Source organism: Paracoccus albicereus, assembly GCF_024359525.1.
In the GTDB taxonomy this organism is placed as follows: domain Bacteria; phylum Pseudomonadota; class Alphaproteobacteria; order Rhodobacterales; family Rhodobacteraceae; genus Paracoccus; species Paracoccus albicereus.
Genome location: NZ_JAKZEU010000004.1, coordinates 431,491 through 446,307 on the forward strand (window position 1 = coordinate 431,491; position 14,817 = coordinate 446,307).

The 14,817-nt window shown below is 66.9% G+C and carries 15 protein-coding genes; 8 read left to right on the forward strand and 7 right to left on the reverse strand.

All coding sequences use genetic code 11. The annotated features are described in order from the left end of the window. Window positions 1–167 precede the first annotated feature (167 nt). Window positions 168–2,369 (reverse strand): primosomal protein N', encoded by a 2,202-nt coding sequence (locus MLD63_RS13200; RefSeq protein WP_439957665.1) that lies wholly within the window; start codon window positions 2,367–2,369, stop codon window positions 168–170. A 132-nt stretch (window positions 2,370–2,501) separates the two neighbouring features. On the opposite strand from MLD63_RS13200, the gene fsa reads away from it, so the two are divergent. The 3 genes from fsa to MLD63_RS13215 are packed head-to-tail and all read left to right on the forward strand — an operon-like array spanning window position 2,502 to window position 4,785. Further along, window positions 2,502–3,167, forward strand: a complete 666-nt coding sequence (gene fsa, locus MLD63_RS13205) for a fructose-6-phosphate aldolase (RefSeq protein WP_255330366.1) — start codon at window positions 2,502–2,504, stop codon at window positions 3,165–3,167. After that, window positions 3,164–3,847, forward strand: coding sequence for a DUF484 family protein (locus MLD63_RS13210; protein ID WP_255330367.1), 684 nt, complete (start codon window positions 3,164–3,166; stop codon window positions 3,845–3,847). Before fsa ends, MLD63_RS13210 begins: the two co-directional genes overlap by 4 nt. Further along, window positions 3,844–4,785, forward strand: a complete 942-nt coding sequence (locus MLD63_RS13215; RefSeq protein WP_255330368.1) for a tyrosine recombinase XerC — start codon at window positions 3,844–3,846, stop codon at window positions 4,783–4,785. The genes MLD63_RS13210 and MLD63_RS13215 overlap by 4 nt, the downstream gene beginning before the upstream one ends. Window positions 4,786–4,788: 3 nt before the next feature. Here MLD63_RS13215 and MLD63_RS13220 read toward each other — a convergent pair whose 3' ends face one another. Beyond that, on the reverse strand, window positions 4,789–5,871 hold the full coding sequence (locus MLD63_RS13220; RefSeq protein ID WP_255330369.1) for a YeeE/YedE family protein: 1,083 nt from the start codon (window positions 5,869–5,871) through the stop codon (window positions 4,789–4,791). 124 nt (window positions 5,872–5,995) lie between these two features. Between MLD63_RS13220 and msrA the strand changes: the two genes are divergently transcribed. Together msrA and MLD63_RS13230 are read left to right on the forward strand one after the other, a co-directional pair. Beyond that, window positions 5,996–6,571 (forward strand): peptide-methionine (S)-S-oxide reductase MsrA, encoded by a 576-nt coding sequence (msrA, locus tag MLD63_RS13225; RefSeq protein WP_255330370.1) that lies wholly within the window; start codon window positions 5,996–5,998, stop codon window positions 6,569–6,571. 7 nt (window positions 6,572–6,578) lie between these two features. Continuing rightward, the gene (locus MLD63_RS13230; RefSeq protein ID WP_255330371.1) at window positions 6,579–7,448 is read left to right on the forward strand and encodes a 50S ribosomal protein L11 methyltransferase; all 870 of its coding nucleotides are present in this window, start codon (window positions 6,579–6,581) and stop codon (window positions 7,446–7,448) included. Between the two features lie 72 nt (window positions 7,449–7,520). Here MLD63_RS13230 and MLD63_RS13235 read toward each other — a convergent pair whose 3' ends face one another. Then, on the reverse strand, window positions 7,521–7,715 hold the full coding sequence (locus tag MLD63_RS13235) for a DUF1127 domain-containing protein (RefSeq protein ID WP_255330372.1): 195 nt from the start codon (window positions 7,713–7,715) through the stop codon (window positions 7,521–7,523). Between the two features lie 172 nt (window positions 7,716–7,887). Beyond that, window positions 7,888–8,610: a 16S rRNA (uracil(1498)-N(3))-methyltransferase gene (locus MLD63_RS13240; RefSeq protein WP_255330373.1), complete on the reverse strand. Its 723-nt coding sequence runs from the start codon at window positions 8,608–8,610 to the stop codon at window positions 7,888–7,890. A 12-nt stretch (window positions 8,611–8,622) separates the two neighbouring features. Between MLD63_RS13240 and ubiA the strand changes: the two genes are divergently transcribed. Genes ubiA through MLD63_RS13255 form a run of 3 tightly spaced genes read left to right on the forward strand, consistent with a single transcriptional unit; the run spans window position 8,623 to window position 12,203 of the window. Further along, a complete protein-coding gene (gene ubiA, locus MLD63_RS13245) occupies window positions 8,623–9,600 on the forward strand; it encodes a 4-hydroxybenzoate octaprenyltransferase (protein WP_255330374.1) in 978 nt (325 codons plus the stop codon). 60 nt (window positions 9,601–9,660) lie between these two features. Continuing rightward, window positions 9,661–11,865: an OmpA family protein gene (locus MLD63_RS13250; protein ID WP_255330375.1), complete on the forward strand. Its 2,205-nt coding sequence runs from the start codon at window positions 9,661–9,663 to the stop codon at window positions 11,863–11,865. Beyond that, window positions 11,862–12,203, forward strand: coding sequence for a hypothetical protein (locus MLD63_RS13255; RefSeq protein WP_255330376.1), 342 nt, complete (start codon window positions 11,862–11,864; stop codon window positions 12,201–12,203). The genes MLD63_RS13250 and MLD63_RS13255 overlap by 4 nt, the downstream gene beginning before the upstream one ends. Window positions 12,204–12,222: 19 nt before the next feature. Here MLD63_RS13255 and MLD63_RS13260 read toward each other — a convergent pair whose 3' ends face one another. The 3 genes from MLD63_RS13260 to smpB form a co-directional block, all read right to left on the reverse strand. After that, window positions 12,223–13,404: an amino acid aminotransferase gene (locus MLD63_RS13260; protein ID WP_255330377.1), complete on the reverse strand. Its 1,182-nt coding sequence runs from the start codon at window positions 13,402–13,404 to the stop codon at window positions 12,223–12,225. Next, window positions 13,404–14,258 carry a 3-mercaptopyruvate sulfurtransferase gene (gene sseA / locus MLD63_RS13265; protein ID WP_255330378.1) on the reverse strand — a complete coding sequence of 285 codons (855 nt, stop codon included), beginning with the start codon at window positions 14,256–14,258 and terminating at the stop codon, window positions 13,404–13,406. The genes MLD63_RS13260 and sseA overlap by 1 nt, the downstream gene beginning before the upstream one ends. 72 nt (window positions 14,259–14,330) lie before the next feature. Beyond that, the gene (gene smpB / locus MLD63_RS13270; RefSeq protein ID WP_255330482.1) at window positions 14,331–14,807 is read right to left on the reverse strand and encodes an SsrA-binding protein SmpB; all 477 of its coding nucleotides are present in this window, start codon (window positions 14,805–14,807) and stop codon (window positions 14,331–14,333) included. Window positions 14,808–14,817 lie beyond the last annotated feature (10 nt).

Consider the following 14,817-nt stretch of genomic DNA (forward strand, 5'->3'; position numbering starts at 1 on the left):
GCCGTTCATGGGGCGGAATGGTTTATTTTTTTTATTTGCAGCGACGGCGGCAACTTATTTGCCGACAAAACGTAGGCGACCGTTCTAAGGCTTTCCCAGACTCACTGTCGCTCGCCGTCGATCGGCCATCATATTGGCAAGTGTTTGTTTTTAAAGCAAGCCTGCCGTTACAGGAAGCTCTGTGGATCGATGTCGACCGACAGACGCAGGTTGGTCGGCAGCTTGATCGGGGCCAGCCAGTCGGCGATCGCCTTCTGGATCGGCGCCTGCCGCGGTGCGCGGATCAGCAGCCGGAAACGGTGGCGGCCTCGGATGCGCGCAATGGGTGCGGGGGCGGGCCCCCACAGATCGGCGCCGACGGCCGCGATCGGGCCGGCGCTCGCTGCAAGCATCCGTGCAAAGTCCGCGACGACCGCCAAGTCGGGATGCGACAGGATGATGCCCGCCAACCGCCCGAAGGGTGGCATGCCCGCCGCCTGACGCCCCGCCGCCTCGGCGTCCCAGAATGTTTCGTCCTCGCCCGACAGGATCGCGCGGATCACCGGATGCTCGGGCTGGTGCGTCTGCAACAGGGCAAGGCCCGACGCATCGCCCGGCATCCGCCCTGCCCGGCCCGCGACCTGCCGCATCAGCTGAAAGCTGCGCTCGGCCGCGCGCAGGTCGGCGCCCTGCAAGCCCAGATCGGCGTCGATCACGCCCACCAGCGTCAGCTTCGGGAAATTGTGCCCCTTGGCCACGATCTGGGTGCCGATGATGATGTCGGTCCCGCCCTCGGCGATCTCGGCGATCGTCGCCTTCAGCGCACGGGCGGAATGGTACAGGTCCGAGGACAGCACCGTCGCCCTTGCGTCCGGGAAGCGCGCCGCCACCTCTTCGGCCAGTCGCTCGACACCGGGCCCGACCGGGGCCATCCGCCCCTCGACTCCGCAGGACGGGCAGGTCGTGGGAATGGGCTTCGTCGCGCCGCATTGATGGCAGACGAGCCGGTTCTGGAAGCGGTGCTCGACCATGCGCGCATCGCAATCGTCGCAACCGACCTGCTGGCCGCAGGCGCGGCACAGCGTCACCGGCGCATAGCCGCGACGGTTGAGAAACAGCAGCGACTGCTCACCCTTCACCAGCCGCGTCGCCACCGCGTCGGCAAGCGTGGGCGAGATCCACTGACCGCCGGGCATCTCTTCGGCGCGCAGGTCGATCGCCGCCATGTCCGGCAGTTCCGCCTCGCCGTAGCGGGCACGCAGGTCCAACCGGTCGTATTTGCCGCTGGCCGCATTCACCCAGGTTTCCAGACTGGGCGTGGCAGAGGCCAGCACCACCTGCGCCCCTTCGATGTTTCCGCGAAGCACAGCCATGTCGCGGGCGCTGTAATAGACCGTGTCGTCCTGCTTGTAGCTGCTGTCGTGTTCCTCATCGACGACGATCAGACCGATGTCGCGGAACGGCAGGAACAGCGCCGAGCGCGCGCCGACGACCATCCCGACCTCGCCTGTCGCCGCCATGTGCCACAACCGGCGGCGTTCGGTCCGGGTGATGCCACTGTGCCATTCGCCGGGCCGGGCGCCGAACCGCGCCTCGACCCGGTCGAGGAACTCTGCCGACAGCGCGATTTCGGGGAGCAGCACCAGCGCCTGTCGCCCGGCCCGCAGACATTCCGCGACCGCCTCGAGATAGACCTCGGTCTTGCCGGATCCGGTGACGCCGCGCAGCAGCGTGGTGCCGTAGCCACCGTGCCGCAGCCGGTCGCGCAACGCATCCGCCGCTGCCTGCTGATCGGAAGCCAGCGGCTTGCCGGGCAGCGCCGGATCAAGCCGCGGATAGGGCAGATCGCGCGGCGCCTCGATCTCGGCCAGTGTGCCCGCGGTGACCAGCCCCTTCACGACCGAGGTACCGACCCCGGCCAACTGCGCCAGTTCTGAGGGCACAAAGGACGCGCCGCCATGTTCGTCCAGCACGTCAAGCACGCGCTGCCGCGCCTCGGTCATCCGCACGGGCGGATCGCCGGCCGGCACGATCACCTTACGCGCGGCGGGCGGGCGGTCCAGATCGGGCGCACGCAGCGCCATCCGCGCGATCAGGGGCAAGGGCGTCAGCGTGTATTCGGCAGCCCGGCCCAGGAAATCGACAAAGCCCGGCGACAGCGGCGCCGCATCCAGCGTCCGCAGGACAGGCCGCAGCTTCGCCACGTCGAAATCGCCCAGACCGGGCCCCCAGACGATCCCCATCACCCGGCGCGGTCCCAGCGGACAAAGCACCGGCTGGCCCAACAAGACGCCGCCTTCGGGCGCTAGGTAATCCAGCACGCCAACGGGCTCGGTGGTCAGCACGCCGATGCGGGTGCCATGTCCGAAATGGATCGGCTCGATTGCCACGCTAGACCTTCACCGGAAAAAGACGCGCCCCGTTCTGTCACAACCGGAAGGGCAGCGCCAACCCTTCCCGCGTCGAACCATCTGCGTTAGAACCGCCGCAATCAGTCACCGCAGCGAACGGGAACACCAGCCATGAAATTCTTCGTCGATACCGCCGATGTGGACGCGATCCGCGAGTTGAACGATCTGGGCATGGTCGATGGGGTGACCACCAATCCTTCGCTGATCCTCAAGGCTGGCCGCAACATCGAAGAGGTCACCCGCGAGATCTGCGAGATGGTCGACGGCCCGGTCTCTGCCGAGGTCGTGGCCGAGAAGGCCGAGGACATGATCCGCGAGGGCAAGCATCTGGCCAAGATCGCCGAAAACATCGCGGTCAAGGTGCCTCTGACCTGGGACGGGCTGAAGGCCTGCAAGGCGCTGTCGGATGACGGTCACATGGTTAACGTGACGCTGTGCTTTTCTCCCGCGCAGGCGCTGCTGGCCGCGAAAGCCGGCGCGACTTTCATCAGCCCGTTCATCGGCCGGCTGGACGACATCCATCTGGACGGGATCGACCTGATCGCCGACATCCGCGAGATCTACGACAATTACGGCTACGAAACGCAGATCCTCGCCGCATCGATCCGTACGGTGAATCACGTCATCGAATGCGCCAAGATCGGGGCTGACGTGATGACCTCGCCCCCTGCCGTCATCAAGTCGCTGGCCAATCATGTCCTGACCGACAAGGGTCTGGCGCAGTTCAATTCAGACTGGGCCAAGACCGGCCAGACGATCGGGCAGAAGCTCGGATGAGCGGGACGCTCGACGCCGCGACGCGCGACAAGCTTCTGGCCGATCCCGCCGCGCTTCTCGACGATCGAGAGTTGATGCGCGCCCTGATCGCCGCGCGCGAAGCGGAAATCGGCGCCAACGTCATCGATATCCGCGGCCGCGCGATGGAGGCGCTGGAAAGCCGCCTCGACCGGCTGGAGACCGCACATGAGGGCGTGATTTCGGCGGCTTACGAAAACCAGTCGGGCACGGCGGTCGTCCATCGGGCGGTTCTGGCCCTGCTGGAGCCGCAGGATGCGGCGGGCTTCGTCAACGCGCTTCAGGAAGATGTGGCACCGATCTTGCGGGTCGAGACGCTGCGCCTGTTGATTGAATCCGATCCAGCCGACGAATCGCTGCCACCGCAGATCGCCGTTTTGCCCGAAGGCACGATCCGGACGCTGATGGAGGCCGGTCGGCGGACCCCGCGCGGTGACGACATCGCGCTGCGTCCGGTCGCCGATATCACCGCCGAATTGCACAGCCAGCCAGTCGCGTCCGAAGCGCTGATCCCGCTTGATCTGGGGCCGGGCCATCCGCCCGCATTGCTGCTGATCGGCAGCTCGGACCGGGGCCGCTTTTCGCCCTCGCAAGGGACCGACCTGCTGCGCTTCTTCGGGCAGGTGTTCCGGCTGGTGCTGATCGGCTGGCTGCGCGAATGACAGCGCACCGTCAGCTGGCGCTCGCCCCCGCGATGGCGGAGGCGTTGGCCCGCTGGCTGGACACCGAGGCTGCGACCCGCGACCGGTCCGATCACACGATCACCGCTTACCGCGCCGATGTTTCGGCCTTCCTGATGTTTCTGGGAGAGTATCGGGGCGAGCCTGCCCTGCCCGGCAAGCTGGGTGATCTGAAGACCGCCGATATGCGCGCCTTCGCCGCCGCCGAACGCGGACGGGGGCTTGGCGCGCGCTCGCTGGCACGTCGGCAATCCGCGGTGCGGTCTTTCCTGCGCTGGATCGCGGATCGCGAAGGACTGGACCTTTCGCCTGCCCTAGCGGCGCGCAGCCCGAAATATGCCCGTTCGCTGCCCCGCCCGCTGGCGCCGGTTCAGGCCCGCGACGTGATCGCGATGGCGGGCGAGGGTCATGACACGCCCTGGGTCGCCGCCCGCGACGCGGCGGTGCTGACGCTGCTTTATGGGTCGGGCCTGCGGATTTCAGAAGCGCTGGCCCTGGATGGGCGCGACTGGCCGATGGGCGAAGCGCTGCGCGTGCGCGGCAAGGGCGGCAAGGAGCGGCAGGTGCCGGTGCTTCCCGTCGCGCGCGAGGCGATCGCAGATTATCTGCGCCTTTCGCCGCACCCCTTCGCGGCGGACCTCCCGCTGTTCCGGGGTGTCCGGGGCGGCCGGCTGGCCATTCGCGTCATGGACGCCGCGATGGAACGCGCGCGCCACTCGCTGGGCCTGCCACCAACCGCCACGCCGCATGCGCTGCGTCATTCCTTCGCCACGCATCTGCTGTCGGCAGGCGGGGACCTTCGCACGATCCAAGAGCTTCTGGGCCACGCGCGGCTTTCGACGACCCAGGTCTATACCGGGGTCGACGACGCGCATCTGATGGCGGTCTATCGCGCCGCCCATCCACGGAGCGGCGGTTAGGCCCTAGCGCTGGACGCGAACCTGCTGGTGCGTTTCGGCGGCGCGACGATCGAAGATCCAGTCCCCCGCCCACGCGCCAAGAAAGAAGCACAAAAGCGCCAGCCAGGCGCTCGCCGTGAAGATCGCGGTCCCGGACAAGGCCGCGCCGATCGCGCAGCCGCCGGCCAGGGTGCCCCCAAAGCCCATCAATGCCCCGCCGCTCATCGAGCGCAGCATCTGGGCGGCACTGCCGTAACCCTCCCATTTCAGCTCTCGGCCAACCAGCGCGCCCAGGAATGCGCCGACAACGACCGCGGGGATCAGCCCCAGCGAGAAGCTGCGGACCGCATCGGCCGACAGCAGCGTCATCAGCAGGTTGGCCGACGGCGCGGCGAAGGTGGCCGATTCAACGGTGATCGGCTCGAACGCGACCTGCGACAGCGCATAGGTGGTGATCCAGCCGACGGCCGCCGCGACCCCGGTCAGCAACGCCCAGGTTCCCGTCGTGACCGACACCTCATGGCGGCGCGCCAGAAAGGCCGCCAGCGCGATCAGCGCAACGCCGAGGATCGCGCCCCCCAAGGGACCCGTCGCGGTCGCGGCCAGCAGATCGACATTGCCCTCGACCCCGGTGGTCCACAGCCCGGCGAGCAGCCGGCGCGCCGGCGCCAGCGTGCCGAACATCGTCGCCTGCACCGTCAGCGCAAAGATCAGACCCGCCGTGACCGAACGCAGGTTGCCGGTCGAGGCGAGGATCAGCAGCCGCCCCGAACAGCCCCGCGCCATCACCATGCCGACGCCGAAGACCAGCCCGCCGATGGCGGCGCCCGACAGCGTCCCGGGCTGGCGCATCAGTTGCGCGGCATCGGAATCGAACCAGCCTGCCAGCGCGGCGGCCTGAACCGCCAGGATCGCAGCACCGAAGGCCAGCAGCCAGATCGCAAAGCGTCGCCGTGCCTGTCCACGGGACAATTCAACCATCGCCGAGCGCAGGCAGAAGGTCGATCGCTGACCCGCAAAACCCAGCAGCAATCCGGTCAACACTCCGAAAAGCAGGTCAAGGTTCAGGTCGCCCAGGCGCTCGGCCCATCCGGCAAGATCGATCATGCTGTTCTCCGGCTCTGGCAATTCGCCGCATCCGTCGCCAGATAGGGTCTCAAGCAGGCTCTTCGCAAGCTGAACCGGCAAGGTCCGCTTTGCGTTGTGGCGCAAACGACAAAGGATTCGGGTGATGACCAATCATGCAATCTTCGACCGGCCGATGGACGCCGAGGTGCCGCACGGCATGGATGTCGCGATCTTCGGCATGGGCTGCTATTGGGGGATCGAGCGGCTGTTCTGGCAGCAGGAGGGTGTCTGGATGACCGAGGTCGGCTTCGCCGGCGGTCAGACCGAGAACCCGACCTATCGTCAGGTCTGCAACGGCGATACCGGCCATGCCGAGGTCGTGCGCATCGTCTTCGACAGTTCGCGCATCAGCTATGAGCATCTTCTGCAACTGTTCTGGGAAAACCACGATCCGACCCAGGGGAACCGGCAGGGCAACGACGTCGGCACACAGTATCGCAGCCTGATCATGGTGATGAACGACAGCCAGCGCGCGGCGGCCGAAGCCTCGATGATCGACTACAACAACCGTCTTGCGGTCGAAGGGTATCGCGAGATCACGACCGAGATCATCGACAAGGCGCCGTTCTACCCCGCCGAGGAATCGCACCAGCAATATCTGCACAAGAATCCCGCGGGTTATTGCGCGATGAAGGGGACGGGCGTTAAGGCATCGGTCCCCAACCACGACCCGATCTGAGGCCCCGATGCCGACTTTCACCGCGCTGACCCATGTCGCAGGCCGCGCCCGCGCCGAATCGCTGGCGGAGTCCTGCGAGGATCTGGTGCCCGAGCCCGTCGGCTCGGGCGTCTTCGAGATCGAGGACGGGTCGGATCGGTGGGAGGTAGGCATCTATTTCCTCGATGCGCCCGACGAAATCGCGCTGGCGCTGTTGGCGGCAGCCCATGACGCGAACCCGTTCGTTGTTTCCGAGCTTCCGGACGTCGATTGGGTTGCCCACGTTCGCCGCGAATTGACGCCAGTCGAGGCGGGTCGCTTCTTCGTTCATGGAAGTCACGACGCCGATCGCGTCCCGGATGGTGTCGAGGCGCTGTGTATCGAGGCGGCGATGGCCTTCGGCACGGGTCATCACGGCACGACGAAGGGCTGCCTCGAAGCGCTGGACCGGCTGGAACGCGACGGATTTTCGCCCAACCGCGTCGCCGATATTGGCTGCGGCACGGCGGTTCTGGCGATGGCGGCGGCGCGTCTGTGGCCCATCACCGTGCTCGCAAGCGACATCGACGAGGTCGCGGTCGACACCGCTGCGGCCAACGTGATCGCGAACGGGCTGGATGGACGCGTGGTCTGTATCGAGGCGACCGGTTTTCACCATCCGACCCTGGATGAAGCCGCGCCCTTTGATCTCGTCGTCGCCAATATCCTGAAGCAGCCGCTGATCGATCTGGCCCCCGACATGGCTGAGCATGTCGCGCCGGGCGGCAAGATTGTCCTGTCCGGAATCCTGACCGAGCAGGCCGAGGATGTCATCGAGGCCTACAAGACCGCTGGCTTCGGCTTGGATCGCCGCGACGATCTGGGCGAGTGGGTCACGCTGACCATGAGCCGCGGCTGAACCACTGACAATCGCGCATGGAAAAACCCCCGCCGGACGGTCGGGGGTCGATTCGTTCGCGTTGGCCGAGGTTTAGCGGCGGCGCGCCACGGCCTCGATATCGCCACGGCACAGGCCGATATCGTCCAACTCGCGGTCGGTCAGACGGTGCAGGCTGTTGCGTGTCACCCGCGCGTCATTCCACGCGGTCAGCTTGAGCCAGAGATTGTAGCCATAGGGCGGACAAGCCACACCGGCCAGCGTGCGGTTTGTATCGATCGCAGACATAGGTCACCTGATTTCAGTTCTGCCCTTCCGGCGGGCAGGTTTCGGATGCCCTGCATCTAGGTGCGGCGCCCAGCGCCCACCAGCCACAGAATCCGCAATGCCGCTATGCAGCATCTGCATAAGCGCCCGTTTTAACGAAATTTTTACAATCGGGCGCTGCGGCCCAGCGGTTTCAGACTGCCCAATCACCAAGCATCGATTGCCAAAGCGTCAGCGCAGCGACCGCCGCCGTATCCGCGCGCAGGATGCGAGGGCCAAGGCTGATCCGCGTCACGCCATCCATCGCCGCAAGGCGCGCGCGCTCGGAATCCGAAAAGCCGCCCTCGGGACCGATCAAAATCGCCCATGGGCCCGGCGCCAATCCGGCCAGCGTCGCGGCAGGTCCCGCCATCGCCTCATCCGCCCACAGAATGCGGCGTCCGGCGCTCCAGCCATCCAGCAGGCGCGACAATGGCTGCAGATCATCGACCGGCGGAACGAAGGTGCCGCCGCATTGCTCGGCCGCCTCGACCGCGTGGGCTTGCAGGCGGTCCTGCCGGACGCGCTCGGCATTGGTGAACTCGGTCTGCACCGGCAGGATCCGTGCGGCGCCCAGTTCCGCCGCCTTCTCGACGATGAAGTCCGTCCGCGCCTTCTTGATCGGCGCGAACAGCAGCCACAGATCGGGTGGGTCGCGCTGCGGCGCCACCTGCGCCAAGGCCGTCAACGTGCCGCCGCGCTTGTTCGCTGCATCGATCCGCGCGGACCATGCACCGTCGCGACCGTTGAAGATCTCGATCTCGGCACCCTGTCCCAGCCGCATCACCCCAGACAGGTAATGCGCCTGCGGCCCACCAAGGGCCACGGGTTGTCCCGCAGCCAGCGGGTGATCTATGTACAGCCGGACCTTTCCCATCGGGGGCACGCTATGGAAGCGCAGACGAAAACGCCAGACAGCGTCGAGGATGCCCCGTCAGGCGACCGCGTCGCCGATGCCGCCGCCGGCAACTGGGTGGACCGGCTGGCCCCGCCCGCGACGCGTCCTTATCTGCGGCTCAGCCGTGCCGACCGGCCGATCGGGACATGGCTTCTGCTGCTGCCATGCTGGTGGGGTGTGGGTCTGGCGATGATCGCTTATGGCCCACGCCTTTTCGACATCTGGATCGTGATCGCCTGCGCCGTCGGCGCTTTCGTGATGCGCGGGGCCGGCTGCACGTGGAACGACATCACCGACCGCGATATCGATGCGCAGGTGGCGCGCACGCGGTCACGTCCGCTGCCCTCGGGTCGGGTCAGCCTGCGCGCGGCCTATGCCTGGATGATCGCGCAGTCGCTGATCGGTTTCGTCATCCTGCTGACGCTTGGCCCCGCCGCGATCTGGCTTGGCATCGCCTCGCTCGCGCTGGTCGCAATCTACCCCTTCGCCAAGCGTTTTACCTGGTGGCCGCAGCTGTTTCTGGGCTTCGCCTTCAACTGGGGCGTGATGCTGGCCTATGCCGCCCATGCCGGGCGGCTGGACTTCGCTCCTTTCGTGGCCTGGCTGGGCGGGATCGCCTGGACCATCTTCTACGACACGATCTACGCCCATCAGGATGCCGAGGATGACGCGCTGATCGGCGTGAAATCGACCGCCCGGCTATGGGGCGACGACAGCCCGCGCTGGCTTGCCCGCTTCGCCGCGCTGGCGCTCGCCATCCTGACCGTCGCGATGCTGCTGGCGGCGCGCGGGGAGTTTTCAGCCGCGCTGATCGGGCTTGCGGGCATCGCGGGATTCGGCGCGCATCTTCTGTGGCAGATGCACACGCTCGACACGGCGGACGGTGCGCTATGCCTGCGGCTCTTCAAGTCGAACCGCGATGCAGGCCTGATCCTTGCGCTGTTTCTCGCCATTGCCGGAATCGTGTAATTGCGATCCGGGGGACCGGGGCCTACATCCTGCGCATCGTCAACAATCCCGAGGCTGCCGATGCCCTCCCGTCATTCCCGCCTGACTTCTGCACTGGCCACGATCGTGGCACTGGGCGGCGCGGGCGCGGCGTGTTGGTACGGGGCGCAGGCCGCCGCGACCGTCCTGGAAGATCGCTCGCGCGCCGATGTGCGGCTCGCTTTGCAGACCGAGGGGCTCGACTGGGTAGAGGTCGCTACCGACGGGCTGCAGGTCCAGCTGGCCGGGACCGCCCCGACCGAGGCTGATCGCTTTCGCGCCATGACCCGCGCGGCCACGGCCGTCGATGCGAACCGCATCGTGGACCAGATGGACATTGCCACGCGCGAGCCGATCACGCCCCCGGATTTCGAGGTCGAATTGTTGCGCAACGACGCCGGCATTTCGCTGATCGGGCTCGTTCCCGCAGGGACGGACCGTGCCGCGGTGGTGCGGCGTCTGGAAAGCGAGACGGCGGCACCGGATGTGACGGACCTGTTGGAGGCGGCGGATTACCCCGTGCCCGATGGCTGGGCTCCGGCGCTCGATTACGGATTGCGGGTGGCGCAGATGGCGCCGCGCGCCAAGGTCTCGATCCAGCCGGGCGCCGTCAGTGTTACGGCGATCACCGACAGCGCCGACGAAAAGGCAAGGCTGCAGACCGAGTTGAACCGCGCGCGCCCAGACGGCGTCCGGCTGGCCGCCGACATTTCAGCCCCCCGCCCCGTGATCGCGCCATTCACCCTGCGCTTCCTCATCGACGATCAGGGCGCGCGATTCGACGCCTGCTCCGCCGATACCGAAGACAGCCGCGATGCGATCGTGCAGGCCGCAATCCGCGCGGGCGTCACCGGCAAGCCCGGCTGCACCATTGGCCTCGGCTCACCCTCTCCCGACTGGGGCCGCGCCGCCGTCGCCGGCGTCAATGCCGTCGCGGCGCTTGGCGCGGGCACGATCACCATCGCGGACGCCGACGTGGCGCTGACCATCCCGGCCAGTATCGAGGATCCGCGCGCGACAGAGGTCGCGGCGCGACTGGAAGGTGCGCTGCCGCCGGTCTTCTCGCTGCAGACGATCCACGAACAGGCCGAGGCCGCGCCCACCGGTCCGGCCGAATTCACCGCCACGGCCAGCAATGACGGCACGCTGACGATGCAGGGTCCGATCGGCGACCAGCGCATGGGCGAGGCGGTCGAAAGCCTTGCCCGCGCCCGGTTCGGCAGCATCGATGCCCGTCTGCGCAATGATGTCGAGGTGCCATCCGGCTGGGCGCTGCGGGTGATCGCCGGGATCGAGGCGATGGCGCCCCTGAAGAACGGTACCGTCGCGGTGACCCCGGACCTTGTCACACTTTCCGGCACCTCGGGCGATCAGCAGGCATCCGACAAGATCACCGCCGCCTTGTCGCAGCGACTGGGCGCGGGGTCGGCCTACGAGCTGTCGATCCGGTACGACCCGCGTCTGGACCCGACCCTGGGACTTCCTGACGGGACCGAATGCGTCGATGCGTTGAATCGCACGATGCAGGAATCGGCGATCGGGTTCGAACCGAACAAGTCGGTGATCGCCGGCGATGCGGAACCGACCCTCGCCGCCCTGGCAGAGACGATGGAGAATTGCGGCGACTTCCGGATCGAGCTGGCGGGCCACACCGACTCGCAGGGGTCCGAAGGTTTCAACGCGGACCTGTCGCGCGCCCGCGCGCAGGCGGTTCTGACCGCGATAACCGAAGCCGGCGCACCGGGCGCGAACCTGACCGCACGCGGCTACGGTGAAAGCCAGCCCATCGCCAGCAACGAGACGGAAGCCGGGCGTGAGGCGAACCGCCGTATCGAATTCCGGCTGCTGTCCGCCCTTCCCGTCCGCACCGAACCGCTCGCAGAGCCGGAAACAGTGACCGGCACGACAGGCGCGGCACCCGACCCCGCCGCTGCTGCTGACGAGGTCGCGACGGCCCAGCCCAACGGGGCGATCACCGCCGAGGCCGTTCGTGCCGGCGCAATCGCTCTACCCGGATCGGAGACCGAGGCGCCCGCCTTCGCCGGCCCGCAGATGCCAACAATCGCCCCCGCCATCGTCGGCGCGGACGAGGATGTCGCCGAGGCCTTCACCGACGAAGACGAAAACGCTAGGGTACCGGTCGAGACACCCGACGACGACACGCCGCGCCCCACTGCACGGCCCGACGAAGTCGGCGCGGATGAAACCGATGACACGCCAACAGGGGATGGGACGGCAGCCGAATGAACCGGACCGAATTCATCACGGCCACTGCGATCATCCTGTTCGCGGCTTTCGTTCTGGGCTGGTTCGCAAGCTGGCTGATCCACCGTCTGACCCGTCCGACCAAGGCCGATATCGGTGAACTGGACCGGATGGCGCAGGAAATCCACGATGCCGAGGAAGCGCGCGACCGCGCATTGATAAGACTGGAAGAGGTGGAACGCGATCTGGGTCGCAAGCTGGCCGAGACCGAGGCGGAATTGCAAGCCGCGCTGGACGGGCTTGCCGAAAGCCGGACCGAGGTCGAGGAATTGCGCGACTATATCGAAGCCAAGCTGGCCCGTCAGAAGGCGGGCATCTAGCCCGCCCTCCGTTCTGATCCTAAAGACCGGCTTCCACGATGGCGCGGGCCAGCACCGGCACTGTCTCGCGGTTCAGTCCAGCGATGTTCAGACGCGAATCGCCGACCATGTAGATCGCCGCATCCTCGCGCATCGCCGCCACCTGCTCCGGCGTCGCGCCGAGCCGCGAGAACATGCCGCGATGACGCGCGATGAAGTCGAAGCGGTCGCTGCCCGACAGGTCGCGCAGTTCCGACGCGAGTTGTTCGCGCAGCGCCAGCAGCGTGGTGCGGATCTCTTCCACCTCGGCCTGCCAATCCGACTTCAGCGCCTGATCCTCGAGGATCGTGGTCACGATCCGTGCCCCGTGATCCGGCGGAAACGAGAAGTTCTGTCGGTTCAGATAAGCCATCGAACCCTGCGCCAGATCGCGCGCCTGCTCGCCATCCGCCAGCGCGATCAGGATGCCGGTCCGTTCCCGATAGATGCCGAAATTCTTGCTGCACGATGCGGCGATCAGCACCTCGGGCAGGCCTTTCGCGACCAGCCGCGTGGCTTCTGCATCGGCTTCGATCCCGTCGCCGAAGCCCTGGTAGGCCAGATCGACCAGCGGCACCGCGCCGGACTTTTCCAGGATCGCAATCACCTCGCGCCACTGGTCTAGCGTCAGGTTGGCCCCGGTCGGGTTGTGGCAGCATCCGTGCAGCAGCACGATGTCGCCCTTGCCCGCCTTTGCGATGTCGTCCTTCATCGCCTCGAAATCGACGCCGCGGGTCTCGTTGTCGAAATAGCGGTATTCGACGAAAGGCAGGCCCATGAACTTCATGATCGACAGGTGGTTCGGCCAGGTCGGGTCCGACACGTAGACGGTCAGGTCCGGATTCGCGAGCCGCGCCAGCTCCAGCGCCTGCCGGATCGCGCCGGTCCCGCCGACGGACGCCACCGATGCCAGCCGATCCTTGGGCGCGTCACCCAACACCAGCCCGGCCATCGCCGCGCGATATTCCGGCGTGCCGGCCAGCCCGGTATAGGCCTTGGTGGTCTGTTCCTCCCAGATGCGCTTCTCGGCCGCCTTTACCGCGCGCATCACCGGCGTCACGCCCTGCGGGTCCTTGTAGACGCCCACGCCCAGGTCGATCTTGCCCTGACGACTGTCGGCCTTGAACTCCTCCATCAGCATCAGGATCTTGTCGGGGGCTTGGGGTTGCAGGCTGGACAGCATCAGGCGTCTCCGGTTGCGATGGCAAGGTCGGGGAAGCTGCCCCATTCGGTCCAGCTTCCGTCATAAAGCGAATGGTCGCGGTGCCCGATCCGTTCCAGCGCAAGGCTGAGCACGGCGGCGGTCACGCCCGATCCGCAGGTGGTGATGGCGGGTTTCGACAGATCGACGCCGGCCGCCTCGAAGATGGCGCGCAGGTCGTCGGGCGATTTCATCGTGCCGTCGGCGTTGAAAAGCGTGCCGAAGGGGACGTTGCGCGCGCCGGGGATGTGACCCTTGCGCAGACCCTCGCGCGGTTCGGGCGCCTCGCCGCGAAAGCGCTCCGGGCTGCGCGCGTCGATGATGGCGTGATCGCCCAGCTTCGCGGCCGCGGCGACCTGTGTCACGTCGCGGACCAGACCGACATGACGCTGCACCGTCATGTGTCGGTCGCGCATGACCGGGGGCATGTCCTCGACCGGCCGCCCTTCCGCCTGCCACTTGGCAAAACCGCCATCGAGCACCGCGACATCGGTCTTGCCCATCAGACGGAAGGTCCACCAGACGCGCGCGGCGCTTCGCACGTCCGACTGGTCATAGACCACGACCTGATGACCGTCGCCGACACCCATCGCGCGCAGGCGGCTGATGAACAGCTCGGACGTGGGCGCCATATGCGGCAGGGTCGAGCGCTTGTCGCTGATCGCGTCGATATCGAAGAAGCGGGCGCCGGGAATATGCCCGGCCTCGTATTCACGCTGCGCATCACGCCCGGCAGCGGGGAGATGCCAGCTGGCATCGATCACACGCAGGTCCGGGTCCTTCAGATGGTCGGCCAGCCAGCCGGTCGAGACCAGCACCTTCGGATCGTCGCTCATCGGATCACGCCCCCCATTGACCGGACGCCCCACCGTTTAGCGATTGCGGCCCGCGCTCGCAATGCCGCCGCGTCAGCCGTTCTGCTTCAGCAGCCGCTGCTTCTGGCGGTTCCAGTCGCGCTTGGCGCTGGTTTCGCGCTTGTCGGCGGTCTTCTTGCCCTTGGCGACGCCGATCTTCAGCTTCACCAGCCCGCGATGGTTGAAATACATCACCAGCGGTACCAGCGTCATGCCCTCGCGGCCGATCGCCTGCCACAAACGGGCCAGTTCCCGCCGACTGACCAGCAGCTTGCGCTTGCGCCGTTCCTCGTGCCCGAACACCCCGGCCTGGTTAAGCGCGGCGATATGGCCGTTGATCAGCCACAACTCGCCGTCCTCGACGGTCGCATAGCTTTCGGCGATGTTGCTCTGCCCGGTGCGCAGCGACTTCACCTCGGACCCGGTCAGCACGATGCCGCATTCCAGATCGCTTTCGATTGCGAAATCGAACCGTGCCCGCCGGTTCTCGGCGATCACCTTGTAATTCTTGTTTTCCGCATCCTGGGCCATGACCGGCGAG